This is a genomic window from Brevundimonas sp. ABV4_179 (genome assembly GCF_056311945.1).
Window position 1 is genome coordinate 3,247,627 of the sequence record NZ_CM149976.1, and the last position, 25,853, is coordinate 3,273,479.

Genomic DNA, 25,853 nt, shown 5'->3' on the forward strand with positions numbered 1-25,853 from the left:
GTTCGCTTCTGAGACTGGAGGGCGGCGTCGCAAGACGCCGCCCTTTTTCTTTGCTCAGAGGCCGCACCGCCTTGTCAGGCGTCCCCTGCCTCTCTAAACGGGCCGCTTAACCGACAACATGACGCGAACGTCGCATGGCCCTGCCGTGCGGGGGCTTCTCGCGCGCGTAGAGACCGAAGGAACAGGCCGCTCTTGCTCGCCACCGACATCAGTCATGACGAACGCGACGCCATGGTGCGCGCGGCGCTGGCCGAACAGGGCGACAGCGGCGTGACCCCGCGCCACACGCGGTTCCACTTCTATGGCGAAGGCGACCACGGCGACCTGAACGAGGTGGCGCGCCGTGCGGGCTTCCTGACCAGCGGCGCCGACGATTCCACCATTCTAGAGACCACCATGGCGGTGGACGAGGCGTCGTTTTCGGCGACCTCAGCCATGATGCAGACCTGGGCCGCGGCCTTCCAGCTGGACTATGACGGCTGGGACTGCGCGGTCGTGACCCATTAGCGTTCTATAAGAAGAAGAGCTGGCGATGCCCAAGCGCACAGACATCAAGTCCATCCTCATCATCGGCGCCGGCCCGATCGTCATCGGCCAGGCGTGCGAGTTCGACTATTCCGGCGTTCAGGCCTGCAAGGCGCTGAAGGCGGAAGGCTATCGGGTCATCCTGGTCAACTCGAACCCCGCCACCATCATGACCGACCCGGAGGTGGCCGACGCCACCTATATCGAGCCGATCACGCCCGAAATGGTCGAGAAGATCATCATCAAGGAAAAGCCCGACGCCCTGCTGCCGACCATGGGCGGCCAGACGGCGCTGAACACGGCCCTCGCCCTGCATGAATCCGGCGCGCTGGAGAAGCACGGGGTCGAGATGATCGGCGCCAAGGCCGAGGTGATCGACAAGGCCGAGGATCGTCAGAAGTTCCGCGACGCCATGGACAAGCTGGGCCTGGAATCGCCCCGCTCAAAGGCCGCACATTCGATGGAAGAGGCGTTGGAGGGACTGGAGTTCGTCGGCCTGCCCGCCGTGATCCGCCCGTCGTTCACCCTGGCCGGCACCGGCGGCGGCATCGCCTTCAACCGTGAGGAGTTCGAGGAGATCGTGCTTCGCGGACTGGACCTGTCGCCGACCACCGAAGTCCTGATCGAAGAGTCGGTGCTAGGCTGGAAGGAATATGAGATGGAGGTCGTCCGCGACACCGCGGACAACTGCATCATCATCTGCTCCATCGAGAACGTCGATCCGATGGGCGTCCATACGGGCGATTCCATCACCGTCGCCCCCGCCCTGACGCTGACCGACAAGGAATATCAGCGGATGCGGACCGGCTCGATCAACGTCCTGCGCGAGATCGGGGTTGAGACGGGCGGATCGAACGTCCAGTGGGCCATCAACCCCGCCGACGGCCGAATGGTCGTGATCGAGATGAACCCGCGCGTGTCGCGTTCGTCCGCCCTGGCGTCCAAGGCCACCGGCTTCCCCATCGCCAAGGTCGCGGCGCGTCTGGCCGTCGGCTATACGCTGGACGAACTGCAGAACGACATCACACAGGTCACGCCCGCCAGCTTCGAGCCGAGCATCGACTATGTGGTCACCAAGATCCCGCGCTTCGCCTTCGAGAAATATCCGGGCTCGGAGCCCCTGCTCGGCACCTCGATGAAGTCTGTGGGCGAGGTCATGGCCATCGGCCGCACCTTCCAGGAATCGATGCAGAAGGCCCGGCGGGGGCTTGAGACCGGCCTGTCCGGCTTCGACGAGGTGGAGATCGAGGGCGTCGCCGGGGCCGCCGACGATGCGACGGCGCGCGCCGCCGTGGTGCGGGCGCTGGGCGTCCCTACGCCGGACCGCATCCGCGTCATCGCCCAGGCCTTCCGCCATGGCCTGTCGGTGGAAGAGGTCAACGCGGCCTGCGCCTATGAGCCCTGGTTCCTGCGTCAGATCGCCGACATCGTGCGCGAGGAAGGCCATGTGCGGGTCAAGGGCCTGCCGACCGACCCGACAGAGTTCCGCCGCCTGAAGGCCAAGGGCTTCTCCGATGCTCGCCTCGCCCAACTGACGGGCGCGACCGAAAAGGCCGTGCGTCTGGCCCGTCGCGGCCTGAACGTGCGGCCGGTGTTCAAGCGGATCGACACCTGCGCCGCCGAGTTCGCCTCGGCCACCGCCTATATGTATTCGACCTATGAGACCGGCGCGCTGGGCCAAATCCCCGAGTGCGAATCCGAGCCGTCGGACAAGAAGAAGGCCATCATCCTGGGCGGCGGTCCGAACCGCATCGGCCAGGGGATCGAGTTCGACTACTGCTGCTGTCATGCGGCCTTCGCCTTCGACCAGATCGGCGTCGAGTCGATCATGGTCAACTGCAACCCCGAGACCGTCTCGACCGACTACGACACCTCCGACCGCCTGTATTTCGAGCCGCTGACGGCCGAGGACGTGCTGGAGTTGATCGAGGTCGAACGCTCCAGGGGCGACCTTATCGGCTGCGTCGTGCAGTTCGGCGGCCAGACGCCGCTGAAGCTGGCCCACGCGCTGCAGGACGACAATATCCCCGTGTTGGGCACATCCGTCGACTCCATCGACCTGGCCGAGGACCGCGAGCGCTTCCAGCAGATGCTGGAAGGCATCGGCCTGCGCCAACCGCCCAACGGCCTGGCCCGCAGCGCTGAAGAGGCCGCGCAGAAGGCGGAAGAGGTCGGCTATCCCGTCGTCCTGCGCCCCTCCTACGTCCTGGGCGGACGCGGCATGATGATCGTCCACGACCGCGAGCAACTGGACCGTTACGTCCATGAGGCCATGCGCGTTTCGGGCGATGATCCCGTCCTGATCGACCACTATCTGAACCGCGCCACCGAGGTGGATGTGGACGCCCTGTGCGACGACGAGACGGTCTTCGTCGCGGGCGTGCTGGAGCACATCGAGGAAGCTGGCGTCCACTCGGGCGACAGCGCCTGCTCCATGCCGCCCTACTCGCTGTCCGCCGAGACGGTGACGGAGTTGAAGCGCCAGACCACCGAAATGGCCAAGGCCCTGAAGGTGCGTGGCCTGATGAACGTGCAGTTCGCCATCGAGGAACCGCACAGCGAGAACCCGCGCATCTTCGTGCTGGAGGTCAACCCGCGCGCCTCGCGCACGGCGCCCTTCGTGGCCAAGACCATCGGCCAACCCATCGCCTCCATCGCCGCCAAGGTGATGGCCGGGGTTCCGCTGAAGTCCTTCGGCCTGACGGACAGGCCTTACGACCATATCGCGGTCAAGGAAGCCGTCTTCCCCTTCGCGCGCTTCGCGGGGGTGGACACCATCCTGGGCCCGGAAATGCGCTCGACCGGCGAGGTCATGGGTCTGGACTGGAAGCGTGAGGGCGAGGCCGATATGGCCCCGGCCTTCGCCCGCGCCTTCGCCAAGTCGCAGATCGGCGGCGGGACCACCCTGCCGACCTCGGGCTGCGCCTTCATCTCTGTCAAGGACGAGGACAAGCCGTTTATCGTGGATGCGGCCAAGACCCTGCTAGCCGAGGGCTTCAGCCTGATCGCCACCGGCGGCACCCACGCCTATCTGGTCGAACAGGGGCTGGAGGTGAAGCGGGTCAAGAAGGTGTTGGAAGGCCGTCCGCACATCGTGGACGCCATGAAGAACGGCGAGGTCCAGTTGGTCTTCAACACCACCTCGGGCAAGCAGTCGCTGCAGGACAGCTTCAGCCTGCGCCGCACGGCCCTGATGATGAAGATGCCCTACTACACCACCACCGCCGGCGCGCTGGCGGCGGCCCAGGCCATTGGCGCCATCAAGGCCGGTGATCTGGATGTGAAGGCGATCCAGGAATACTGAGCGATCGACGGGCGGAGGTTTCGACCTCCGCCCGTCGGCTTTTCGGGCTTAGCGGCTCAGAACTCTTCCCAGCCCGCTTCCTCGGCGACCGGCGCCGGACGCCGGACGGCGGCGGCGCCAGACCCGATGTTGCGCATCTGAACGACGGGCCGCGGGGCCTGACGGGCGGAAGGCGGCACCGGAGCCTTACGCGCGGCCGAAGGGGGCGCGCCGAGGTTGAACCGTGCGACGGAGTCCGCCAGTCCGAGGGCCTCTTGCGACAGAGAATGGCTGGCCGCCGTCGATTCCTCGACCATGGCGGCGTTCTGTTGGGTCACCTGGTCCATCTGGTTCACGGCGGTGTTGACCTGGGCCAGGCCGACGGCCTGCTCTTGGGCCGAGGCGGCGATTTCCGACACCAAGCCATCGATTTCCGCAACGCGACCGACGATGCGTTGCAGGGCCTCGCCCGTCTGGCCCACCAGATTGACGCCTGTGTTCACCTGGCGCGTGGACGCGGAGATAAGAGTCTTGATCTCCTTTGCGGCCTCGGCCGAGCGCTGGGCCAGGGCGCGCACCTCGGAGGCCACGACCGCAAACCCCCGACCGGCTTCGCCCGCGCGGGCGGCCTCCACCCCGGCGTTCAGGGCCAGGAGGTTGGTCTGGAAGGCGATCTCGTCGATCACGCCGATGATCTGGCTGATCTCCTGCGCCGATTTCTCGATATCGCCCATCGCCTGCACGGCGTCACGAACGATGACGCCTGATGTTTCAGCGTCGTTCTTGGCCGCCAGAACCGTATCGGAGGCTTGGCGCGCGCCGGCTGCGGTGCGGTTGACGGTGGCGGTGATCTGATCCAGCGCGGCGGCGGTTTCCTCCAGACTGGCGGCCTGTTGCTCGGTGCGGCGCGACAGGTCGTCGGCGGCGTGGCTGATCTCGCCCGAACCCGAACGGATGGCCGACACATTGGTCACCACAACCGACATCGTATCCTTCAACGCGGCCATGGCGGCGTTGAAATCGGAACGCAGCTTTTCGTACTCCACCGGCAGGCTGTCATTGACGTGATAGGTCAGGTCGCCCTGCGCCAGACGATCAAGCGCCACACCGAACGACTGCACGACCAGGGCCTGCTGTTCGGCGATGGCCGTTTCACTGGCGACGCGTTGATCGTGGTCGGCCTTGGCCTTGGCCTCGACCATGGCCGCGTCGGCCTTGATCTTGGCGATGGCGGCGTCGCGGAACACCACCACGGCGTCGGCCATCTGTCCCAGTTCATCGCGCTGCCCCACGGCCGGTACGACGATACCGTGGTCGCCGTCTGCAAGGCGCAACATGGCGCCCGTCATGGCCTGCAGAGGCGTGGAGACCCGTTTGACGATCACATGGGTGGCGAAGACCAGCAGGCCGACAGCCGCCAGAGCGATCAGAGCCATGACGATCATGGCGATCTTGAAGACTCCTGCGGCTTCCACGCCATCTTCGCGAGCTACGCGAACCTGAAGATCGACAAGCTTGGCCATGTTGGCGCTGACCGGATCGATTGCGGGATAAAGGTCGGTTCGGACGAACCGATCCAGCCCCGCAGCGTCGCCCGCGCGCAGCAAACGCTCCAGCTCTTCTACAGCCGCATTGGCGGCGGGCAGGGCGGCAGACGTGCTTTCGACCAAAGCGTGCTCATCGGCCGTCATGCTCGTGACGCGATAGGCGTTCCAGTTGCTGGCGATCGTGGACTTGGCGGCCGTGATGGCCTGGATGGCTTGATCGGATGTCATCGCGCCGTCGCGCGCCTTATGGGCGGTGTCGACGATGTTGACGGCATACATGTCGACGGCCGCCTTCAACTGCTGCATGGGGACCACGCGATTGGAGAGCACCGACTGCATGCGCTGGTTCATGACCGATGCAGAGACCCACCCGCTGAGACCGATGGCCGCCATGCCGACGGCCAGGGCGGCCAGACACAGCAAGAGCCGCGCTTTGATGCTCATAATCGCACTTTCACCTTGAAGGGGGATCGCGCGTGCCGATGCCGCGCCTGTCCTCGTTCACGGGGCGATTACAGAACGCCCATTAAGCAAGTCTCAATCGGCGCTTTTGAAATAAAGAATCTTCTCAACTTTCAGGACACGTGCCAGTTGCACCATTCTTTCCGAAAAGGAGAGAATAGTTTCGCGCCAGTTTCTTATGACGTCTTGGAATGCTCGAAATCGATTAGCTTCGCAGCCCTACCCTGCACGATCCGGGTCGCGGCAAGGTCGGCCGTGACATTGCCGACCGTGCGGAAGATGTCGGGAATCACCTCCACCGCCAGCAACAGAGGCAGGACACCCAGCGGCAGCCCCATGGCCAGGCAGATGGGGCCGATAGCGGCGAAGAAGCTGACCTGGCCCGGCAGGCCGACCGAGGCGATGGACACGGCGATGGCCGTCAGTCCGCCCGCGATCAAAACGCCGAGGCTTAGGTCAATCCCGTTCAGTTGCGCCACATAGAGACAGACCGCCAGGTTGGCGACCGGGCTGGTGATGCGAAACACCGCAACCGCCAGCGGCAGGATCAGACCAGCCGAGGTCTGCGGTACGCCCAGCCAATCGCGCGCCCGCTCGATCATAACCGGCAGGCTGGCCAGCGACGACTGGGTCGAGACGGCGACGACCTGGGCGGGGGCGACGGCACGTGCGAACCGGGCCAGCGATATCCGCCCCCAGACCACCGCCACGACATAGGTGATCAGGATCAGGCCGATCTGGCTGAGGCAGACGATGGCGACATAGTGGGCCAGCGTCCCCGCCACCCCCAGGCCCGCGCGCAGCCCCACGCCCAGCGCCAGGGCGAAGACGCCGAACGGCGCAGCCAGCAGCACCCAGTGGACGATGACCACCATGGTCTCGGCCACCGCCTCGAAGAAACCGGCCAGGGGCCGACGCAGTTCGGTCTTGATCCGGGTGGCGGCGAAGCCGAAGGCCACCGCGAATACGACCACGGCCAGCACCCCGTCGTCGGCGGCCGCCTTGACCACATTGGCCGGCGCCAGACTGGACAGGAAGGCGCGAAGGCCGTCCGTTCGCGCCGCCTCGCCCACCACGGCGACCGAATCCGCCGGGGTTCCCGCCAGCAGGGCCCGACCGGCCTCCGGGTCGATGGGCCAAAGGGCCAGCAGTCCCAGACCCGCCAGGATCGCATAGATGGTCGCCCCGACCAGCAACACGCCGAAGACCATCAGCGACCGCGCCGCGATACGCCCGGTGGCGGCCGCGTTGGCGATGGACACAATGCCGGTGACCAACAGGCTGAACACCAGCGGAATGACGGTCATGCGCAGCGCGTTCAGCCAGACCTGCCCCAGGCTTTCGACCACGCCCAACCCGCCCGTCAGCCATGGCGCGTCCGCGCCCTGGGCCATCGCCCCGACCACCACCCCGGCGACCAGGGCGGCGATGACGAAGAAGCTGAGCGAGGTGAAGAAAGCGGCGAGACGAGAAGAGCGCATCGACCAGAGCTAGCACCCCTTTTCGCCGCGCGCGCGCCAAACCTTCTGGCGGTCTTTGGCAGATCAGGTCGTCGCAGCACGAAACGCGAACTCCGCCGGTGCGTTGGAGACGAGAACAAGGAGATCGACCATGTCCCGTCTGCACAAACTGGTTCCCATGCTGGGCGGCCTCTTGCTGTCCAAGGGCGGACGCCGCCTGGCGGGGCGTCACGCCGGCAAACTGGCTCTGGCCACCCTGGCCTATGAGGTCTGGCGCAGCCGTCGCGAGAGCGCCCGACCCGGGACCGCCGCTCAGAACCAGGCCCAGACCCGGCCGCGTCCGCGCGCCAGGTGGAGCGGCCGTAAGCCGCATTAGGCCTCGACTTCACATCCTGCGGCGCGAATAGTCGCCATTCGCCTACCGGAGCCGACCGATGATCAAAGTCCATCACCTGAACGACAGCCGCTCGCAACGTGTCCTGTGGCTGCTGGAGGAGTTGGGGCTGGATTATGAGGTGATCCGCTACGAGCGGAACGCGGGCAACAGGCTGGCGCCGCCCGAACTGCTTAAGGTCCATCCTCTGGGCAAGTCGCCGGTGATCGAAGACGGCTCCATCACGGTGGCTGAGACCGGAGCCATCGTCGAATATCTGCTAGAGGCGTATGGCCAGGGTCGGCTTCGCCCGGCGGCGGGTACGGACGAGGCGCGTCGCTTCACCTATTGGCTGCACTACGCCGAAGGCTCGGCGATGCCGCCGCTGTTGCTGAAACTGGTCTTCTCAATCTTGCCCCAGCGCGCACCGGGCCTGATGAAGCCGCTGGTCAAGGGCGTGGCGAACAAGGCGCTGGCCAGTTTTGTCGAACCCCAACTTCGCACCCATGTCGCTTTCTGGGAGAGTGAGTTGGGACGCTCGGAATGGTTTGCCGGGGATCAGTTCACCGCCGCCGACATCATGATGAGCTTCCCCGTGGAAGCCGGGGCCGATCGCGCCTTTGACGCCGCCAGCAAGCCGCGCCTGAAGGCCTTCCTAGACCACATTCATGCCCGCCCGGCCTATCGCCGCGCCTTGGAGCGAGGCGGCGAATACAGCTATGCGTGATCGGATCGTGATCGGCTGATCGCAACTCGACAGGGCGCTAGGCGTTAACGGATCATGCGCCTTCAAACCATTCAGATCATCGCCGGGCTCGCCGCCGCCGTCGCCTTCGTCCTCGCCTTCATGGCTGCCGGAGCGGCGCTGGTTTCCGGCCTGTTCATGTTCGCCGGTCTGGCCGCAATCGGCTGGCTGGCCTACAGCTTGATCAAGGGCGTTTTGCGCCGCGATCATAAGTCGGAACCACCCGCGCGGGCCTGAAATATGGCCCGTGTGGGGCGGCGGACTTGATTTTAGGCGTGATTACCCCTAGCTTTGATGCCCGGCCGCGCCCGCCCCGCGGCCTTTTATGTGCCTACTTCCGCGTCTTTCCAGTCTCTGGGCGAACAAGAAAAATCACGACACAATGGAAAAAGTGCCGATGACGGCCGAGGGCTATCGCGTCCTCGACGATCAACTGAAGCAATTGAAGTCGGTCGAGAGGCCCAGCGTGATCGCGGCCATCTCCGAGGCCCGTGAACACGGCGACCTGTCCGAGAACGCCGAATACCATGCCGCCAAGGAGCGGCAGGGCTGGATTGAGGGCCAGATCGCCGAGATCGAGGACAAGATCAGCCGCGCCCAGGTCATCGACGTGTCCAAACTGTCGGGCGACCAGGTCAAGTTCGGCGCCACCGTCACCGTGGTGGACGAGGACACCGAGGAAGAGAGCCGCTACCAGATCGTCGGCGAGCACGAGGCCGACGTGAAACAGGGCCGCATCTCCATCGCCTCCCCCATCGCCCGCGCCATGATCTCCAAGGAGGTCGGCGATGTCGTCGAGGTCAACACGCCCGGCGGGGTGAAGGCTTACGAAATCGTCAAGGTCGAGTGGAAATAAGGCCATGACCGACGCCGCCGAAACACGCCCGCCCCTGGTGTCGCATGTTTCGGTGGGCGTCACGGACCTGGCCAGGGCTGGCGTCTTCTATGACGCGGTCTTCGACGCGCTGAGCATTGGGCGGGTGATGGAACACCCGATGGGTGTGGCCTATGGCCGCGCCTTTCCCGAGTTCTGGGCGTCCGTCCCTCAGGATCATGGAGCCGCGTCGGCCGGCAATGGCGCCCATGTTTGTTTCGCCGCGCCGGACCGACAGGCCGTCGATCGCTTCCATGCCCAAGGTCTGGCGGCGGGCGGCCATGATGCGGGCGCGCCCGGTTTTCGTCCTGAATATGCGCCTGGATACTACGCTGCATTCCTGCGCGATCCTGACGGCAACAAGATCGAGGCCATGACCTGGGTGCGGGCCGACGTGACCGGGGCGTGACCCCCATTCCGTCCCCCAGCCCTCTAAGCATCTGGGTCGTCTCGGACGGCCGCGCCGGGATCGAGAACCAGGCCCTGGGTCTGGCCGAGGCCGTCAAGCGGCTGACCCCCGCCGAAATCACCATCAAACATATCCGCTGGCGGCCCGTCTTCGACCGCCTGCCCTCCGCCTTGAAGACGGCGGCGATGCTGGACCCCGCGTCCGATCCGATCGCCGCGCCCTGGCCCGATCTGTGGATCGCGACGGGCCGCGCGACCCTGCCCCTGTCAACGAGGGTTAAGACCTGGAGCGCGGGCAAGACATTCGTCGTCCAGACCCAGGATCCGCGTTGGGCGAACCACCGCTACGACATGATCATCGCCCCCGCCCATGACGGCCTCTCGGGCGACAATGTCTTCGAAATCACCGGCTCGCCCCACCGCATAACGGCTGAACGCATCGCCGAAGCCGCACCTGCCTTCGCCGACCGCATCGCCCCCCTGCCCCATCCGCGCGTCGCGGTCCTGATCGGCGGCAAGTCCAAGGCGTTCGACCTGCCCGCCGAACACGCCGCCGACCTGGCCGACCGGATCGCGGCGGCCGTTCGGGCGTCGGGCGGTTCGCTGATGCTGACCTTCTCGCGCCGCACGCCCGAGACGGCCAAGGCGGCCCTGGCCGCGCGCCTGTCAGATTTGCCCGGCTGGATCTGGGACGGGAGCGGCGACAATCCCCTGTTCGGCTTCCTGCACTTCGCCGACCATATCCTGGTCACCGAGGACAGCGCCAACATGGCCGCCGAGGCCGCCTCGACCGGCAAGCCGGTCCACATCCTGCCGATGATCCCGCTGAAGTCCGGCGGCAAGTTCGCCCGCCTGCATGACGACCTTCAATCGCGCGGCGCGACCCGCCCCTTGGACGGGACGCTGGATAGCTGGACCTATGAGGCGCTGGCCGAAACCGACCGCGCGGCGCGGGCGGTTCTGGAGGCGATGCGGGCGCGATAAGGCGACGCTTCGTCGTCATCCGTCATGACCGCCATCGCGCAAACGGGAATCACCGCCTAAATAGGCGTCATGACCCAAGCTCGTACCGTTCGCGTCGCCATCATCGGATCCGGCCCCGCCGGCTGGACCGCCGCCATCTACGCCGCCCGCGCGTCGCTGAACCCCGTCGTCATCGCCGGCATCCAGCCCGGCGGCCAGCTGACCATCACCACCGACGTCGAGAACTATCCCGGCTTCGCCGACACCATTCAGGGCCCGTGGCTGATGGAGCAGATGCAGGCCCAGGCCCTGCACGTGGGGACCGAGGTCATCCACGACATCGTCACCTCTGCGGACCTGTCGCAGCGTCCGTTCCGCCTGACGCTGGACAGCGGTGAGGAAATCCTGGCCGAGACGGTCATCATCTCCACCGGGGCGCAGGCCAAATGGCTGGGTCTGGAGAGCGAGGCCGCCTATCAGGGGTTCGGCGTTTCCGCCTGCGCCACCTGCGACGGCTTCTTCTATCGCGGCAAGGAAGTGGTCGTGGTCGGTGGCGGCAACACGGCCGTCGAAGAGGCGCTGTTCCTGACCAACTTCGCCTCCAAGGTCACGGTCGTTCACCGCCGTGAAGAGTTCCGCGCCGAGAAGATCCTGCAGGACCGCCTGTTCGCCAACCCCAAGGTCGAGGTGATCTGGAACGTGGCCATCGAAGAGATCGTGGGCGTCGTCGACGGCATGGCCAGGAACGTCACCGGCGTGCGCCTGAAGAACGTCAAGGATGGCGCGACCCGTGAAATCCCGGCGGACGGCGTCTTCATCGCCATCGGCCACGCCCCGTCGTCGGAGTTGTTCAAGGGTCAGCTTGAGACGAACTCGGGCGGATATCTGCGCGTCAAGCCCGGAACAGCCTCCACTGCTATCGAAGGCGTCTGGGCCGCCGGCGACGTCACCGACGACGTCTATCGCCAGGCGGTCACCGCCGCCGGCATGGGGTGCATGGCCGCCCTTGAGGCCAGCCGCTTCCTGGCCGAGGAAGACCACGCCAAGGCCAACCACCCCATCAGCCACGCCGAGGCCGAGAAGATCGGCGTCTGGTAGGCCGCAACCCAAAAAGATCCGTCCTCCTAGGCCCTGCGCCTAGGATCCATAGCCTCCGTCGAAGACGGTTCGCACTCTCCGACACCGGGCGTATGGATCCTCGGGATAGCTCGGGGATGACGGATTTGAATGGGCGCGCGCGGCTTAAGAAGCCGAAGCCTCTGTCAGTTCCGCCACATCCTCGTCCGACAGCGCCAGGGTCGCGGCCTTTAGCGTATCGGACAGTTGCTCCAGCGTGGTGGCGCTGACGATCGGAGCGGTGACGCCTGGCTGCGCGAGAAGCCAGGCCAAGGCCACCTGAGCGGGGGTGGCCTCGTTCTTTTGGGCGATGGCGTCCAGAACGGCCAGAATGCGCACGCCGCGCTCGTCGAACTTGTCCTGCAGCGCGCTCTCTCGCTTGGCCCCGGCGATCTGGTCGACGGTCTTGTATTTGCCGGTCAGGAAGCCGCTTTCCAGGCTGAAGTAAGTGATGACGCCAAGCCCCTTCTGAACCGCCAGATCCTGCAGCGCCCCTTCGAAGGTGTTGCGGCTATAGAGGTTGTAGTGTGGCTGGAGCGAGGCGTAGGCGGCCAGTCCCTCGCGTTCGGATATCGACAGCGCCTCAGCGACCTGTTCGGCCGTGTGGTTGGATGTGCCGATGACCCGCACCTTGCCCGCCTGCACCAGACTGTCGAGCGCACGCAGCGTTTCCTCCTGTGGCGTGTCCGGGTCGGGCCAGTGGGTTTGGTACAGATCGATGTAGTCGGTCTGGAGCCGACGCAAACTGTCCTCGACCGCCTTCTCGATCCAGGCGGGGGACAGGTCTTTGCGGCCTTGCCCCATGTCGGAGCCCACCTTGGTGAAGATCTTGACCGCCTCGCGATTGCCGCGCGCGTGCAGCCATTCCCCGATGATGGTCTCGCTTTCGCCGCCCGAGTGACCGGGAACCCAGCGCGAATAGGCGTCGGCCGTGTCGATGGCGTCGAAACCGGCCCCCATGAACGCATCAAGCAAGGCGAACGATGTCGCCTTGTCCGCCGTCCAGCCAAAGACATTGCCGCCAAAGACGAGAGGCGCGACATCCAGACCACTGCCGCCCAAGGGACGTTTTGCGAGATTGTTCATGGGAGGCTCCATTTCGGGGAGCCTTGGACATAGGGGGCGGAGGAGCCGCCGCAACCGCCTATGAGTTTATCAGCCGAACAGTTGAAGACCCGGCGGCGCGTAATCGGTCGGCTGCCCCTGACGGCGGCGAAGAGCATAGTCCACGCCGGTCTGAACCGCGCGCTCATCGGTCGGTTTGGACAGGACGCCGATGGTGCCCGCGACGCCGTTGCGCACCATGCCCGGATTGGCCGTCATGAACAGGACGCTGACGCCCATGTCCTGGCCCAGTTCGCGGCCCAGATCGATGCCGGTCGCACCGTCAGACAGATGGATGTCGACAAGGGCCAGATCGACATCGTTCTCGCGGGCGATGTCGCGCGCGGCCTTGGCGGTGGCGGCCACGCCGATCACGTCGTGTCCCAGGTCCTCCAGCACAAAGCGGAGTTCCATGGCCACGAGGGCTTCGTCTTCGATGATGAGAATGCGAGCGGTCATGGCGGGGAAGGTTTGATCGTTGGCGTACGTAACGCGGTTTAGAAGGATGGGTTTCAATGAAAAGTTATAGCCCGCCCGAGATCGCGGCTCGGCGGCGCGACAGGGCGGTGGCGGGCAAATCCACGATGACCTTCAACCCGTCCGGGTTCCATTGCCGATCCAGCTTGCCGCCCAACTGCCCCTGCACCGACAGTGTCGCCAGCGACGATCCGAAGCCCGAGCGTGTCGGCGGTCCCTCGACACGCGGACCATCGCGCTCGGTCCAGGTCAGGATGAAGCGATCCTCGTCTCTGGTCGTGTTCAGCAGCACGGTCCCGGCCTTGTCGGACAGGGCTCCGTATTTTGCGGCGTTGGTGGCCAGTTCGTGGAACAGCAGGGCGACGGATGTCGCCGCCTGGTCGTCGAACACCGCATCGTCCCCGTCGATGATGACGCGCGGCAGGCCAACCTCGTCGGCATAGGCTCTGAACAAGTCCGCCAGGAAGGTGTGCAGGGTCGTGGCGCCGATCGTCGTCCTGGACGTTTCGGTGTGGGGGCGAACAAACTCGTGCGCGCGCGCTAGGGCGGCGATGCGCGTGCGCAGCGAGGCCGAAAAAGCCTTGGCCTCCGGATACTGGCGCGCAGACAGGGCGACCAGAGCCGCCACGACGGCGAAGATGTTCTTGATGCGGTGGCTCAGCTCCTGGCTGACCAGCTCGCGCCCCTGCTCCAGCCGTTTCAGCTCGTCGATGTCGGTGCAGGTGCCGAACCAGCGGGTGATCCGCCCCTCGTCGTCGTGGATGGCTACGGCGCGGCCCAGCGTCCAGCGATAGGCGCCGCTGTGGTGTTTCAGCCTGTACTCGATCTCATAGGGATCGCCGGTCGCCAAGGAATGGCGCCAGACCGTCCAGGCCCGCTGCTGGTCTTCGGGATGGAAGATGTCGTTCCAGCCCTCGCCGTCCGTCGAGCCGACCGGGACGCCGGTGAACTCGTACCAGCGGGCGTTGTAGTAGTCGTGGAAACCGTCTGGCAGGGTCGACCAGACCATCTGCGGCATGGCGTCGGCCAGGATGCGGAAACGGGTTTCGCTTTCGCTTAGCGCCCGCGTCGTCGCGGCCAGATCGGTCTCGATCTGCTTGCGCTTGGTGATGTCGACGGCGACGCCGGGCAGGCGTACGGCTGCGCCGGAGCGGTCGTACTCGACCTGACCGCGCGCCAGCACCCACCGTTCCTGGCCGTCCACGACCAGCCGGTATTCGCTGATGAAGATCCCTTCGTCGTCGAGACCGCGCTGGATGTCCTGACCCAGCCGATCAGCATCGTCGGGATGGACGCTGCCGCGAAACACCTCGATCGGAGCGCCGTCGCGGGCGGCGACGGGGTCGACACCGTACATGCGCGCGAACCGCTCGTCGGCGACCACACGGTTCGAAGCGATATCCCAGTCCCATGAGCCGACATAGGCCGAGGCCTCGATAGCCAGCTGAGCCGTTTTCTCGCTGCGGTCTCGGTCCAACAGGGCGCGGCGCAGCTCCAGCTGGGTCATGACCTGGGCCGCCAGAGTCCGCATGGCCGTGGCCTGAAGTTCGGTCAGCCCCTCTGGGCGCGGCCGGTGATCCAGCACGCACAGCGCGCCCAGGGGCGCCCCCTCTGGCGACTTCAGCGGATAGCCGGCGTAGAAGCGGATGTGGGGCGCGCCCGTGACCAGCGGATTGTCGGCGAAGCGACCGTCCTGTTCGGCGTCGGTCACGATCAGCGGCTGATCGCCGAGCATGGCGTGGGCGCAAAAGGAAACGGGACGCGGCGTCTGCGGAAGGCCCAGGCCGACCTCGGCCTTGAACCACTGCCGCTCGGCGTCCACCAGGCTGACGGCGGCCATGGGCGCGTCGCACAGACGCGCCGCCAGATTGGCCAGATCGTCGAATGCGGCCTCAGGCGTGGTGTCCAGCACCCCGTATCTGTTCAGCGCCGCCAAGCGATCCGCCTCGTCCCACCGGGAACACTCGACTTCTGGGTGGTTCAACGCGGCGTCCTTTCAGGCCGGGCCTGAAAGGGCCTGGTGCGTTTTTCGTAAGTGCCTCAATGCCTCGACCCGACAAAGCGTTGCAAGCCGGCTTTTCAGTTCGTCGGCCGTCCGACTTCCTCCACATCCATCGTCGTAACGCCGGCGGGCGCAGGCGTCGTGGTTTTCGGGCGTTCCAAGGCGGTCAGGCGGGCGTTGATGGCGGCGACCTCATCGCGGGTCGGCAGGCGCCGACCGCCCAGACTGGCCACGCCGACCACCCGTTGCTGGCCGTCGATCTCGACGGTCCGGATTGGCGCGTCCTTGGCCGCAGAGGCCGGAGCGTCGGGGTCGGGTCCGCCGGTCGCGGCGCCGGCCGCCATGACCGTGCGCGGGCGCGAGAAGCGCGCCTCGTCGATGGCCGGCTCGCGTCCCTTGTAGACGTTGCGGAAGGCGGCGGTCTCGCCATAGACGCCCTTCCAGCGATAGAAGATATGCGCTCCGATCTGCGTGACCTTGGCGACCGTCGGCGCCCACCAGGGATGCACATAGTCGGCGTGATAGTGGGTGGCGGTGCCGACCTGCTGCGCGACAGCGCCGTCCAGCGCCTTTTCCGCCACACGACGCGCCCGATCCCACGCCCAGGCGACCGGCGCCTGAGCCAGGGAGCCGTCGCAGGTGAAGCTGAACTGGCATCCCGTGGTCCGCTCGGCCCCCTCGAACACCACGCCGCAAACGGTGTTGGCGTAGTTGGGATCACGCACCCGGTTCAGGACGACCTGGGCCACCCCGGCCTGGCCGCTGTCCGGCTCGAGCGCCGCCTCGAAATAGACCGCCTGGGTCAGGCAGCGCAGGGCCCGGCGGCGATCCTCGGCGCTGCCCTTGAAGACGAAGGGCTGGGCCGGGCGCAACGCGCCGGATACCGGGGCCATGGCGGCGTTGAGACGCTGGGCCTCCAGACCACTCTTGCCAGGCTCCAGCCCTGGCTTGCCGGCCAGGGTCAGGCTTTCCCATCCTGGCGTCAGACCGTAGAGCGCCGGCTGCAGAAGATTGGGATCGTGCCGCATGGCCTCGGCCAGCTGCGCGGGGGTAAGCCGCGCCTTGATCGCCGCCAGCCCGTCCACCCCAAGGTCGCCGCCAGTGATGCGCGACACCGCCTCGGCCGTGCGGTCCGCGTCGGGGCGAACGCTGGAGCCGGCCGCCATGGCGACGCCCAGCACCGCGCCCGCCGCTGGCAGGGCCGCCGCCGAACGCCGCAGCGTCTTAAACATCGTCTTCCAGAGCGGCAGGGTCATTCAGGGTCCGACAGGGCGTTCGACAACGTCGCCAAGCGCCAGAGGTTCGCGCCTTTAACGACAAACCTAGACCAATTTCCGGCGACACGGCGACCGCCGTTACGTCGTGTATCGGCCGGCGCGGTTCAAGATGGGGTGGCCGGTGACGACGCAGGGTGTAAAGCTGTGGTCAGTTCGCCTGATCGAGACGGGACCGGGGATGCGTAAAACCAGGGACGACAAGGCGTCGTCGTGGCGCATAAGGGCCGCCGACCGGTGGCTGGTCGGACTGGCCCAGTTGTCGACCCCCTCCGTCGCTGGGCGTGTGATGATCGGCGGCGGTTTCGCGGCGGCGGCCCTGATCGCGCGTGCGGCGCTGTCGGTGATCTATGGCGAACTCACCGGCTTCACCATTCTGCTGCCGGCGGTCAGCCTCGCGGCGCTGGCGGGCGGCTGGACCGCAGCCTTGGTCGCGCTGGTGATCTGTATAGGCGGAGGCTGGGTCATTCTGGGCGTGACCGCCACGGGCAAGGACGGCGTGCTGAGCGCGATCGGTCTGGTGGCCACGGTCAACTTCATCATGGTCGGTCTCTTCATCGCCGCCGTCAGCGCGGCCCTGCGCGGCGCCTTGCTGCGGATCAGCGAGAGCGAGACCCGGTTTCGACAGTTGGCGGACACCACGCCCGCGCCCATCTGGCTGCGCAACGCCGATGGCGCGTTCCAATTCGCCAACGCCGCCGTCCTGAAACTGCATGGTCTGGATCAGACGGCGCTGGCTGAAGGCGGCTGGCGGCAGGCCATACACCCAGACGATTTGAAGAGGATCGACCTCTTGGAGGCCGAGGCCGCCAAGACTTGCCAACCCTACGAATTCGAGGTCCGCGTACGCGGAACGAACGACGACTGGCGCTGGATGCGCGCCATCGCGCGCCCGCGTTTCGACGATCAGGATCGGTTTCTCGGCCACACCGGGATCGCCTTCGACGTGACCGACAGCCACGCGGCGCTGGAGGCCTCGGCGCGGGCCGAGCGTCGCCACGCCTTCTTGCTGGGCCTCAGCGACCGACTGCGTGACCAGACCGATCCAGAAGAGATCATGGGGCAGGTCGAGAACGCCCTGGGCGGCCTGCTGGACGCCGAGCGGGTCGGCTATGGGGAGATCGATCAAGCGGCCGGCGTCGTAACCATGAGCCGCGACTGGACCGCCGGCGTCGCCAGCGCCCAAGGCCAGTTCGCCCTGGACGCCTTCGGCCCAGAATTGATCGCAGACCTTTCCGAGGGCCGCACCATCCAGATCGAGGATGTTCGCCAGGACCCCCGCACCGCCGACTCCGCCGACGCCTTCGACGCCATCCAGACCCGCGCGTTGATCCGCGCGCCCCTGATCCGCAACGGGCGACTGCGCGGCTTCCTTTACGTCCACGCCTCACAGCCGCGCGCCTGGACCGAGGCGCAGGTCAGCCTGGTCGAGGAGGTCGCCGCGCGGACCTGGGCCGAGGTCGAACGCGCCCGCGCCGAGCACGAGACCCGCGAGAGCGAGCAGCGGTTCCGCGTTATCGCCGACACCGCCCCCGTTCTGATCTGGGTGACGGGCCAGGACGGGCGCCGCACCTTCGTCAACCAGACCTATGTCGACTTCCATGGCGCAGACTACGAGACAGCGCGCGACCTGGACTGGCGCGTGGCGATCCACCCTGACGATCAGGCGCGCATCTTGGCCGAGTCCGTCGCCGGCGAGGCGTCGCGCGCGCCCTTTTCCCTGGAGGCCCGCTATCGCCGACATGACGGCCAATGGCGCTGGCTGAAGTCGTTCTCGCGCCCGCGTCTCTGCGGCTCGGAAGTGATCGGTTTCGTCGGGGTGGCCTTCGACGTGACAGAGACCCGCGCGGCCCAGGCCAGGCTTGAGGAATCCGAAAACCGCTTCCGCACCGTCGCGGACAGCGCGCCTGCCCTGATCTGGATGAGCGACGACGCGGCCCAGCTGATCTTCGCCAATCGGCGCTACCGCACCTTCTTCGGCGTGGAAGGCCAGACCCATCTGCCGGACAGCTGGCGGCGCCTGGTGCATGGCGACGACGAGACGGTCTTCTCGGCCGCCTTCATGCGCGCCTTCGAGGCGCGGGATCGGTTCGAGGCCCTGACGCGGGTGCAGCATCCGTCGCTGGGCCTGCGCTGGCTGCGCACCGAGGGGGTGCCGCGCTTCGACGCGTCCGGCCTGTTCCAGGGCTATGTCGGGGCCTGTCTGGACGTGACCGACGCCAAGCGGGCCGAGGACGACCTGAAGCGGATCAACGAATTGCTGGAGGAACGGGTCGACGAGGCGCTGATCGAAAAGGCCCAGGCCGAGGCCCAGCTGATGCACGCCCAACGGATGGAGGCGGTCGGGCGTCTGACCGGCGGGGTGGCGCACGACTTCAACAACCTTCTGACCGTGGTGATCGGCGCACTGGACATCATTTTGCGCAGCGACGATCCGGCCAAGCGCAGGAAGCTGGGCGAGGCCGCCCTGGCCGCCGCCCGCCGGGGCGAGAGCCTGACGCACCAACTGCTGGCCTTCTCGCGACGCCAGGCGCTGCGGCCCGAGCCCATCGACCTGAACGCCCTAATCCGCGAGGGAGAACCGTTGTGGCGGCGCGCGGTCGGCGAGGCGGTGGACTTCAAGGTCAAGCTGAAGCGCGGCGGGGCGCTCGCCAATGTCGATCCCGCCCAGTTCGAGGCGGCCCTGCTGAATCTGATCGTCAACGCCCGCGACGCCCTGGGCGACGTGACCGGACACAAGGGGCGCGGCGGGGCGCACATCACCGTGCAGACGCGCGAGGCCCAGGTCGCGGCCGGCGAAGTCGCCGAACTGGCCCCTGGCCGTTATGTCTGCGTCGCGGTGATCGACAACGGCGAAGGGATGTCGCCTGACATCGTGGACCGCGTGTTCGAACCGTTCTTCACCACCAAGGGTGTCGGCAAGGGCACCGGCCTGGGTCTAAGCCAGGTCTATGGCTTCGCGCGGCAGTCAGGCGGCGGGGCCCAGATCGTCTCGGCGCCGGGTCAGGGGGCGGAAATCCGGCTCTATCTGCCGGCGCTGTCGCGCGACGACCTGGCCGTCGAAGGCGCGCCTGTCGAGACGCACGCCAGCCGCATCGAGGGCGGCCGACTGCTGCTGGTCGAGGACGATCCAGGCGTGGCGGCGGTGGCGCTGGAAATCCTTGAGGAACTGGGGCTGGACGTCGATCTGGCGGAAGATGGCCAAGAGGCGCTGCGCGCGCTGGATCAGGCCGCGTTCGACATGATGCTGACGGACGTCGTGATGCCCGGCGGGATGAGCGGCGTCGATCTGGCGCGCGTCGCAGCCCGATCCTGGCCCGAGATGCGGATCGCCCTGGTGTCGGGTTACGTCGGCGACGATGTGGACGAGGTGCTGGCCGACACGCCTTGGCCGCTGCTTCGGAAACCCTATTCCTCGGACCAGCTTCGCGGCCTGCTGGAACAATTGACCGCCGCGCCTGTCGGCTGACCCGCAAAGAAAAACGCGCCGCAGAGCCTGCGGCGCGTCGATCATTCGAAAAGCCGATCTTTAGCGGCGCGCCTTTCGGGCGGCGTAGCGGGCGTCGCGCTTGGCCTTCTGCTCTTCCTTGGTCAGTTGCTTGCGGGCCTTGCGGTCCGCGCGCTTCTCGGCGTCGATCTCTTCCTGAGCGGCGAGTTCGGCGGCGATGCGAGCGGCTTCCTTCTCGGCCTTTTCGCGACGCAGCTCGGCCTTGGCCAGTTCGTGCTGCTGGCGCAGGGCTTCCTTTTCGGCGGCCCGCTTCTCGGCCAGCTTTTCGAACTCGGGATCAGGCGCGGCGGCCTTGGGCTTGAACTTGGCGAGCAGCGCCTTCTTGGCGTCCTGCTGGGCGGAGATACGGTCGGAGAATCCGGTCTTCAGATCTTTCATGCGAAAGCGTCAGGGTTCCTTGTGAGCGGCCAGGAGCGGCCGTCGGGGGTCAGGCGGCGAAGAAAACGCGCGGCCCGAAGCGGGGCGCACAAAGCCGATATGCGGGCGAAAATCAAGGTTCGCGGCGATGAAATCGACGGCCGCCAAGATTCGATTGGCGGTGGCGTCCTCGCCGCAACACCGCCATGCAGGCAGGAAGCTTCTGCCGGACGACAAGCGCCGCCGCCCGGCAGACCCGCCTTTTCAGGGCTTAGCGCGGCTTCTGCGACTGGCCGACCACTGTGCCGGCCGCGCCCCCGACGGCTGCGCCGACAGGGCCGCCGACCACGGCGCCCGCGACCGCGCCGCTGGCGGCCTTCTGTTCGATGGTGGTTCCGCAGGCGGCCAGGGCCAGGGTTCCCAAGACGGCAGCGGCGGTGATGGCGATTTTCATGGGCGTGTCTCCAAAAGCCACGCTTGAACGCCGAATCCGGCTTCGCGGTTCCAGCGGCTCGCCTTCAGTCGCGCATTACCTGACCGGTCACATTTCACAACCGCATCAGCCCGAACCTTTAGTCATCGACATCAACTACGCCCATTTATGACAAAGTTATCACAGAAAACAATACAGTATTGACGACATTGATTTCACCCTAATCGTCCGTTTTTGGCCACATCGTCGGCGACTGCTGAAAAATACCTAGGCGCTTCTGTCCCTTAACAGCCCGATTGCGAATCGACCACATTGCGGCCATAAAAGACTGGCTATAGGCCCGTCCTCGACGCCCGGGCCAGTGAGCCGAGCGCCGGATTCTGCAGGCTGGAAAGCGACCGAAAGTGTCGCCTGGCCGGCAAGACTACCCCGGGGGCCGCGTTTCTCGCCCTGCTGAACAGGACTACCTCGTTGTCGCATTCCTCGCAGACGCGCGCCCTTCTGCGCGCCGATCGTGTGGCCAGGATGAAGCCCATGACGGCCGCCGCAGCAATCGGGGGTCTGGTGGGTCTGGCGATCGGATGCGCCTATCTTGGCGGTACGGCTGCGCGCGCGACGACGCTGCGCGCCCAGGCCGAACGGATTCAAGGCGCCACCGCAGCCGGCTTCACCGAAGAAGCCCTGGCCGCCGCAGCAGGCGGCCTGGACGCCAGCGCCCTGACCATTGCACGTCGGCACGATCCCTATACCAGCGCCGGGTCCGCCCAGCGTGACCGCCAATCCGAATTGCTGGCCGCTCGTCTTGAACAGCTTCGCGCCTCGGACGGTTCCAGTCTTCGTCGCGCCAGCCTGACGGCGCCCGACCCCGCCCGACCCTTCCGCATGGACCACGCGCTGGACGCCAGCCGCGATCTGGATTGCCTGACGCAAGCCGTCTATTACGAAGCGCGCGGCGAAGGGTCTGACGGCATGAAGGCCGTGGCCCAGGTGGTTCTGAACCGCGTTCGCCATCCGGCCTTCCCCAAGACCATTTGCGGCGTGGTGTTCCAGGGCGCCGCGCGCAGCAGCGGATGCCAGTTCTCCTTCACCTGCTCCGGCGTGATGCGCGGCCGGGTCAACGCCTCGGCCTGGACCCGCGCGCGTTCTGTCGCCTCCAGCGCCCTGTCCGGTTCGGTCTTCGCCCGCGTCGGCAACGCCACCCATTTCCACACCACCAATGTCGCGCCCGGCTGGCGTTCGTCGCTGGTGCAGGTCAGCCAGGTCGGGAGCCATCTGTTCTATCGCTTCGGCGGGCGTTCGGGCGGCGGCAACGCCTTCACCTACGCCGCCCGTCCGTCGACCGAGGCCGAACGTCCGCGTCTGGTCCAGGCCAGCCTGAACCCCGTCGAGACGGCCCGTCAGGCCGGGCAGGCCGTGGCCTATTCGCTCGTTCTGGCGCAGGAGGGGCTCAGCGTCCCGACGGCCCACGGAGCCACGCCCCAGTCGCGCTCAGCGACCGCTCAAACCCCGACGCAGACTTCGGCCCAAGCCGTCGCTCGCACGACCGGCGCCGCATCGCCAGCCGCGCGCCCTGCCCGCCCCGCCGAGACGGCCACCAAGGCCGAGATGGCCGAAACGGCCGCCAGCCCCGCCTGATTGGCGGCGGCGGCGCGGCTCACAGCGCGTCCAGACCGATATCCAGCACCGGCGCCGAATGGGTTAGAGCCCCCACCGAGATGACGTCAACGCCCGTCTCGGCGATGGCTCGCACCGTGGTCAGATCGACGCCGCCCGAGGCCTCCAGCACGATGCGGCCGGCGACGCGGCTCACCGCCGTGCGAAGGTTGGCCAGGCTGAAGTTATCCAGCATGACGACGTCCGGCGCGGCGCCCTCATCGATCAAGTCTAGGACATCGTCCAACTGATCCAGGCCGTCGACCTCGACCTCGACCTTCATCAGATGCGGCGCAAAGGCCCGCGCGCGGCGCACCGCCTCGGCTACGCCACCGCAGACGGCGACGTGGTTGTCCTTGATCAGGATGGCGTCATCCAGACCGAAGCGATGGTTCATCCCCCCGCCGCAGGCCACCGCGTGCTTCTCCAGCGCGCGCAGGCCGGGTGTGGTCTTGCGGGTATCGGCGATGCGCGCCCCCGTGCCCTTGACCGCCTGGACATAGGCCTGCGTCAGGGTGGCCACGCCCGACAGCCTCCCCACCAGGTTCAGCGCCGTGCGTTCGGCGGACAGGAAGCCCCGCGCGTTCGCTTCGACCACCGCCAAAACAGCGCCCGGCGACAGGGCGTCGCCATCGGTCAGGCGCACGTCGATCCGGGCCTGGGGATCGAGCGCGAGGACAGCCAGACGCACCGCATCCACCCCCGCCAGAACGCCGGACTTGCGCGAGACGAAGGCCGCGGTCATCCGCGCATCCTCCGGGATGCAGGACATGGCGGTGACGTCGCCTGCCCGACCCAAGTCTTCGGCCAGGGCCAGACGCACGACCGGCTCGATCAGGATGTCGGGCAATCGTCTCATTCCGCCGCCTCCAGCGCCGCCGGGTGCGCCAGCCGCACGCGGGTATGAACGGCCTCCACCGCCGTTTCGGGATGGTCGGCGCGATAATGGCCGCCTCGGCTCTCGCGCCGGTCCAGCGCGGCCTGAGCGATCAGCCGCGCGGCCAGCAAGGACGCCGCGGGACCGTGCGCGGCCCGAAGCCGGTCGATCAGGTCGATCAACGTCGCCAGCCCCTCGGCCGTCCGCACCACGCCCGCATAGGCCGTCATGGCGCCCCGCAGTTTCGCCAAGCCGTCTTCCGGCAGATCGGACGCGATCTGAACCGCCAGCGGCCGCCCCCCACCCGTCTCGCCGGCTGCGGCCTTACCTGCCCGACGCCCGAAGGCGGCGGCTTCCAGCAGGGAGTTGGACGCCAGGCGATTGCCGCCATGCACGCCCGTCGCGGCGCATTCGCCCACGGCGAACAGGCCGGGCGTTGTCGTACGCCCGTCCGCGTCGGCGGCGACCCCCCCCATATGATAGTGGCAGGCGGCCATCACGGGGATGGGGCTAAGGCGCGGGTCCAGACCGGCGCGCATACAGGCGGCGAACACGGCGGGAAAGGCGTGAGGGAACTCCTGCCCGATTGCGGCGCGCGCATCCAGATAGGCGCCGCGCCCCTCGCTCCGCGCCGCGTGAACCGCGCGCGCCACAACGTCGCGCGGTTTCAGGTCGGCGTCGTCCGCCTCACCCAGCAGGAACCGCCCCTCGCCGTCGATCAGCCGCGCGCCTTCGCCGCGCAAAGCCTCGGTCGCCAGCGGCGCCGGGTCCAGGCCCACGTCGATGGCGGTGGGATGAAACTGCACGAACTCGGGATCGAGAATCGCCGCCCCCGCCAAAGCGGCCAGGGCCATCCCCTCGCCCTTCAGGCCCGAAGGCGTGGTAGTGGCGGCGAACAGGCCGCCCGCCCCGCCGGTGGCCAGCACCACCGCCGTCGCGGTGATCTCGACCAGACGAACGTTCGGTCCGCGCGCGATAACGGCGCCGACGACCCGCCCATCGGCGTCCTGCGTCAGGGCTTTAAGCCGGCCATCGTCCCAGACCTCGATCCGTTTTTCCGCTCGCACCGCCGCGACGACGGCCGACAGTATGGCGCGCCCAGCGCCGTCGCCGCCGACCCGCGCCACGCGCGGGGTGGAATGGGCGGCCTCCAGACTGACGACGAAACCGCCGTCCGCCTCGCGGTCGAACGGTGCGCCAAGTGCGGCCAGCCATTCCACCGTCTGACGTCCCACGCGGGTCAGGGCGCGCGCTGCTTCCGCTTCTACCAGGCCTGCACCCGCCGCCTCCGTGTCCCGGGCGTGGCGTTCGGGAGAATCGACGGCGGTCAGGGCGGCGGCCATTCCGCCCTGCGCCCAAGCCGAGGAACATCCGTTCAGCAGCGGCTCTGGCGTGATCACCAGAACCCTGACGCCCGCCCGCGCCGCCTCCAGCGCCGCCGACAGTCCCGCCAGGCCCGCGCCGACGATCAACGGCCCGTTATGTCGCATCCGGTTCACCGTCCGATCCCAAGATAGCTCAGCCCCAGACGCATCGCGCCCGCCGCGTCGCCCTCCGTCACCGGCAACAGGGCGCCGACCGTTGCCGCCGCGCACACCGCCAGGGTCAGAAGATAGAGGGCCAGGCTCTTGCCCGCCTCGGGCCAGTTCAGCGTGCCCCAGGCCGTGCGCCACACGCCGCGCTTCATGTGCGAAAAGACCGACAGCGCCAGGAAGGCGGCCAGGATGAACCGGCCCGTCGACAGCCCCCACCAGACCACCGCGACGCCGATCACCAGCAGCACCCCCTGCTCCAACCGGGGATGCACCCGCGTCAGCACCGGCCCCAGCGCTTTTGATCCGTCCAGCGGCGGGGCGGGAACCAAGTTCACCAGGTTCAGCAGGGCGATGAAGAAGGCGCCGGCCAGCCATTCGGGCCGACCGAGAACCAGGCCCACGCCCATGAACGGGATCATGGCCAGAAGACCGAACGCTGGCCCGGCCAGCGACACCAGAACGCCGTGCCACTCGCTCTTGGGCTCACGTCGGGCCTTGGCCAGACCGCCGAGGAACGGAATGATGTAGATGCGCGCCGGCCCCATGCCGAGCCGGTTCATGACCAGGGCGTGGCCCGCCTCATGGACGAACAGGCCGATCAGCACGGCCCCGGCGACGACGGCGCTGCCCGTGATCCACCACAGGAAGCCGCCCATCAGGGCGGTGGAGGCCAAGGCCCAGACCAGACTCTGGTCCTTTTCGACCGGCTGGTCGGCGCCGGGGGCCGCAGCGTCGGAAGCGCGCGGCGTTTCGGTGTGCTGGGACGGTTGGACGTCCCAGGGGCCAGGTGTGCGGGTGCGGGGTGTGGTGTCGATGTCGCTCATGGCGTCCAGATGGGCGCGCGCGTCGGGTCCGTCGCCGGGACCGAACGCCGCGC

At 67.2% G+C, this 25,853-nt stretch carries 22 protein-coding genes; 11 read left to right on the plus strand and 11 right to left on the minus strand.

What is annotated here, in order from left to right:
* Window positions 1-192: 192 nt before the first annotated feature.
* Both ACYX4P_RS15970 and carB read left to right on the plus strand, forming a co-directional pair.
* Window positions 193-507, plus strand: a complete 315-nt coding sequence (locus tag ACYX4P_RS15970) for a ribonuclease E inhibitor RraB (protein ID WP_248120416.1) — start codon at window positions 193-195, stop codon at window positions 505-507.
* Between the two features lie 25 nt (window positions 508-532).
* Window positions 533-3,829, plus strand: coding sequence for a carbamoyl-phosphate synthase large subunit (gene carB, locus ACYX4P_RS15975; RefSeq protein ID WP_248120419.1), 3,297 nt, complete (start codon window positions 533-535; stop codon window positions 3,827-3,829).
* 56 nt (window positions 3,830-3,885) lie between these two features.
* Here the strand turns inward: carB and ACYX4P_RS15980 are convergent, their stop codons facing one another.
* Together ACYX4P_RS15980 and ACYX4P_RS15985 are read right to left on the minus strand one after the other, a co-directional pair.
* Window positions 3,886-5,799, minus strand: coding sequence for a methyl-accepting chemotaxis protein (locus tag ACYX4P_RS15980; RefSeq protein ID WP_248120421.1), 1,914 nt, complete (start codon window positions 5,797-5,799; stop codon window positions 3,886-3,888).
* A gap of 194 nt (window positions 5,800-5,993) precedes the next feature.
* Window positions 5,994-7,298 carry a dicarboxylate/amino acid:cation symporter gene (locus ACYX4P_RS15985; protein ID WP_248120423.1) on the minus strand — a complete coding sequence of 435 codons (1,305 nt, stop codon included), beginning with the start codon at window positions 7,296-7,298 and terminating at the stop codon, window positions 5,994-5,996.
* Between the two features lie 130 nt (window positions 7,299-7,428).
* On the opposite strand from ACYX4P_RS15985, the gene ACYX4P_RS15990 reads away from it, so the two are divergent.
* The 7 genes from ACYX4P_RS15990 to trxB all read left to right on the plus strand — a co-directional run bounded on the left by ACYX4P_RS15990 (window position 7,429) and on the right by trxB (window position 11,738).
* Window positions 7,429-7,653, plus strand: a complete 225-nt coding sequence (locus tag ACYX4P_RS15990) for a cysteine protease (RefSeq protein WP_248120424.1) — start codon at window positions 7,429-7,431, stop codon at window positions 7,651-7,653.
* A gap of 58 nt (window positions 7,654-7,711) precedes the next feature.
* Window positions 7,712-8,377: a glutathione S-transferase family protein gene (locus ACYX4P_RS15995; protein ID WP_248120426.1), complete on the plus strand. Its 666-nt coding sequence runs from the start codon at window positions 7,712-7,714 to the stop codon at window positions 8,375-8,377.
* Window positions 8,378-8,431: 54 nt separating this feature from the next.
* Window positions 8,432-8,632, plus strand: coding sequence for a hypothetical protein (locus ACYX4P_RS16000; RefSeq protein WP_248120428.1), 201 nt, complete (start codon window positions 8,432-8,434; stop codon window positions 8,630-8,632).
* 145 nt (window positions 8,633-8,777) lie between these two features.
* Window positions 8,778-9,251, plus strand: coding sequence for a transcription elongation factor GreA (greA, locus tag ACYX4P_RS16005; protein WP_312570599.1), 474 nt, complete (start codon window positions 8,778-8,780; stop codon window positions 9,249-9,251).
* 4 nt (window positions 9,252-9,255) lie between these two features.
* On the plus strand, window positions 9,256-9,678 hold the full coding sequence (locus ACYX4P_RS16010) for a VOC family protein (RefSeq protein ID WP_248120430.1): 423 nt from the start codon (window positions 9,256-9,258) through the stop codon (window positions 9,676-9,678).
* Window positions 9,675-10,661, plus strand: coding sequence for a mitochondrial fission ELM1 family protein (locus ACYX4P_RS16015; RefSeq protein ID WP_248120431.1), 987 nt, complete (start codon window positions 9,675-9,677; stop codon window positions 10,659-10,661). Before ACYX4P_RS16010 ends, ACYX4P_RS16015 begins: the two co-directional genes overlap by 4 nt.
* Window positions 10,662-10,730: 69 nt before the next feature.
* On the plus strand, window positions 10,731-11,738 hold the full coding sequence (trxB, locus tag ACYX4P_RS16020; RefSeq protein WP_248120433.1) for a thioredoxin-disulfide reductase: 1,008 nt from the start codon (window positions 10,731-10,733) through the stop codon (window positions 11,736-11,738).
* Window positions 11,739-11,882: 144 nt separating this feature from the next.
* Here the strand turns inward: trxB and ACYX4P_RS16025 are convergent, their stop codons facing one another.
* The 4 genes from ACYX4P_RS16025 to ACYX4P_RS16040 form a co-directional block, all read right to left on the minus strand.
* Window positions 11,883-12,842 carry an aldo/keto reductase gene (locus ACYX4P_RS16025; protein WP_248120435.1) on the minus strand — a complete coding sequence of 320 codons (960 nt, stop codon included), beginning with the start codon at window positions 12,840-12,842 and terminating at the stop codon, window positions 11,883-11,885.
* A 69-nt stretch (window positions 12,843-12,911) separates the two neighbouring features.
* Window positions 12,912-13,319, minus strand: a complete 408-nt coding sequence (locus ACYX4P_RS16030) for a response regulator (RefSeq protein ID WP_248120437.1) — start codon at window positions 13,317-13,319, stop codon at window positions 12,912-12,914.
* Between the two features lie 64 nt (window positions 13,320-13,383).
* On the minus strand, window positions 13,384-15,321 hold the full coding sequence (locus ACYX4P_RS16035; RefSeq protein ID WP_314135886.1) for a PAS domain-containing protein: 1,938 nt from the start codon (window positions 15,319-15,321) through the stop codon (window positions 13,384-13,386).
* A 95-nt stretch (window positions 15,322-15,416) separates the two neighbouring features.
* Window positions 15,417-16,595, minus strand: coding sequence for a cell wall hydrolase (locus ACYX4P_RS16040; RefSeq protein WP_248120441.1), 1,179 nt, complete (start codon window positions 16,593-16,595; stop codon window positions 15,417-15,419).
* A 199-nt stretch (window positions 16,596-16,794) separates the two neighbouring features.
* Here ACYX4P_RS16040 and ACYX4P_RS16045 point away from each other — a divergent pair, with 199 nt between their 5' ends.
* The gene (locus ACYX4P_RS16045) at window positions 16,795-20,082 is read left to right on the plus strand and encodes a PAS domain S-box protein (protein ID WP_374322560.1); all 3,288 of its coding nucleotides are present in this window, start codon (window positions 16,795-16,797) and stop codon (window positions 20,080-20,082) included.
* Window positions 20,083-20,142: 60 nt separating this feature from the next.
* Here ACYX4P_RS16045 and ACYX4P_RS16050 read toward each other — a convergent pair whose 3' ends face one another.
* Both ACYX4P_RS16050 and ACYX4P_RS16055 read right to left on the minus strand, forming a co-directional pair.
* Window positions 20,143-20,499: a DUF6481 family protein gene (locus tag ACYX4P_RS16050; protein ID WP_248120445.1), complete on the minus strand. Its 357-nt coding sequence runs from the start codon at window positions 20,497-20,499 to the stop codon at window positions 20,143-20,145.
* A gap of 250 nt (window positions 20,500-20,749) precedes the next feature.
* Entirely contained in the window at window positions 20,750-20,932 is a 183-nt protein-coding gene (locus ACYX4P_RS16055) for a hypothetical protein (RefSeq protein WP_248120447.1), read from the minus strand.
* A gap of 513 nt (window positions 20,933-21,445) precedes the next feature.
* Between ACYX4P_RS16055 and ACYX4P_RS16060 the strand changes: the two genes are divergently transcribed.
* The gene (locus ACYX4P_RS16060) at window positions 21,446-22,546 is read left to right on the plus strand and encodes a cell wall hydrolase (RefSeq protein ID WP_292074817.1); all 1,101 of its coding nucleotides are present in this window, start codon (window positions 21,446-21,448) and stop codon (window positions 22,544-22,546) included.
* A 19-nt stretch (window positions 22,547-22,565) separates the two neighbouring features.
* On the opposite strand, the gene nadC is transcribed toward ACYX4P_RS16060, so the two are convergent.
* Genes nadC through ACYX4P_RS16075 form a run of 3 tightly spaced genes read right to left on the minus strand, consistent with a single transcriptional unit; the run spans window position 22,566 to window position 25,800 of the window.
* Window positions 22,566-23,423 carry a carboxylating nicotinate-nucleotide diphosphorylase gene (gene nadC, locus ACYX4P_RS16065; RefSeq protein WP_248120450.1) on the minus strand — a complete coding sequence of 286 codons (858 nt, stop codon included), beginning with the start codon at window positions 23,421-23,423 and terminating at the stop codon, window positions 22,566-22,568.
* Window positions 23,420-24,931, minus strand: coding sequence for an L-aspartate oxidase (locus ACYX4P_RS16070; protein ID WP_248120528.1), 1,512 nt, complete (start codon window positions 24,929-24,931; stop codon window positions 23,420-23,422). Before ACYX4P_RS16070 ends, nadC begins: the two co-directional genes overlap by 4 nt.
* A 5-nt stretch (window positions 24,932-24,936) precedes the next feature.
* Window positions 24,937-25,800: a metalloprotease gene (locus tag ACYX4P_RS16075; RefSeq protein ID WP_292046078.1), complete on the minus strand. Its 864-nt coding sequence runs from the start codon at window positions 25,798-25,800 to the stop codon at window positions 24,937-24,939.
* Window positions 25,801-25,853: the final 53 nt, after the last annotated feature.

Coding starts and splice junctions, on each gene's coding strand:
- ACYX4P_RS16045 (WP_374322560.1), top strand. CDS start 16,795: ATGCGTAAAACCAGGGACGACAAGGCGTCGTCGTGGCGCATAAGGGCC.
- ACYX4P_RS16070 (WP_248120528.1), bottom strand. CDS start 24,931: ATGCGACATAACGGGCCGTTGATCGTCGGCGCGGGCCTGGCGGGACTG.
- ACYX4P_RS16055 (WP_248120447.1), bottom strand. CDS start 20,932: ATGAAAATCGCCATCACCGCCGCTGCCGTCTTGGGAACCCTGGCCCTG.
- greA (WP_312570599.1), top strand. CDS start 8,778: ATGGAAAAAGTGCCGATGACGGCCGAGGGCTATCGCGTCCTCGACGAT.
- ACYX4P_RS16040 (WP_248120441.1), bottom strand. CDS start 16,595: ATGACCCTGCCGCTCTGGAAGACGATGTTTAAGACGCTGCGGCGTTCG.
- ACYX4P_RS16060 (WP_292074817.1), top strand. CDS start 21,446: ATGACGGCCGCCGCAGCAATCGGGGGTCTGGTGGGTCTGGCGATCGGA.
- carB (WP_248120419.1), top strand. CDS start 533: ATGCCCAAGCGCACAGACATCAAGTCCATCCTCATCATCGGCGCCGGC.
- ACYX4P_RS15985 (WP_248120423.1), bottom strand. CDS start 7,298: ATGCGCTCTTCTCGTCTCGCCGCTTTCTTCACCTCGCTCAGCTTCTTC.
- ACYX4P_RS16030 (WP_248120437.1), bottom strand. CDS start 13,319: ATGACCGCTCGCATTCTCATCATCGAAGACGAAGCCCTCGTGGCCATG.
- ACYX4P_RS15990 (WP_248120424.1), top strand. CDS start 7,429: ATGTCCCGTCTGCACAAACTGGTTCCCATGCTGGGCGGCCTCTTGCTG.
- ACYX4P_RS15980 (WP_248120421.1), bottom strand. CDS start 5,799: ATGAGCATCAAAGCGCGGCTCTTGCTGTGTCTGGCCGCCCTGGCCGTC.
- trxB (WP_248120433.1), top strand. CDS start 10,731: ATGACCCAAGCTCGTACCGTTCGCGTCGCCATCATCGGATCCGGCCCC.
- ACYX4P_RS16075 (WP_292046078.1), bottom strand. CDS start 25,800: ATGAGCGACATCGACACCACACCCCGCACCCGCACACCTGGCCCCTGG.
- ACYX4P_RS16025 (WP_248120435.1), bottom strand. CDS start 12,842: ATGAACAATCTCGCAAAACGTCCCTTGGGCGGCAGTGGTCTGGATGTC.
- ACYX4P_RS15995 (WP_248120426.1), top strand. CDS start 7,712: ATGATCAAAGTCCATCACCTGAACGACAGCCGCTCGCAACGTGTCCTG.
- nadC (WP_248120450.1), bottom strand. CDS start 23,423: ATGAGACGATTGCCCGACATCCTGATCGAGCCGGTCGTGCGTCTGGCC.
- ACYX4P_RS16050 (WP_248120445.1), bottom strand. CDS start 20,499: ATGAAAGATCTGAAGACCGGATTCTCCGACCGTATCTCCGCCCAGCAG.
- ACYX4P_RS16010 (WP_248120430.1), top strand. CDS start 9,256: ATGACCGACGCCGCCGAAACACGCCCGCCCCTGGTGTCGCATGTTTCG.
- ACYX4P_RS16000 (WP_248120428.1), top strand. CDS start 8,432: ATGCGCCTTCAAACCATTCAGATCATCGCCGGGCTCGCCGCCGCCGTC.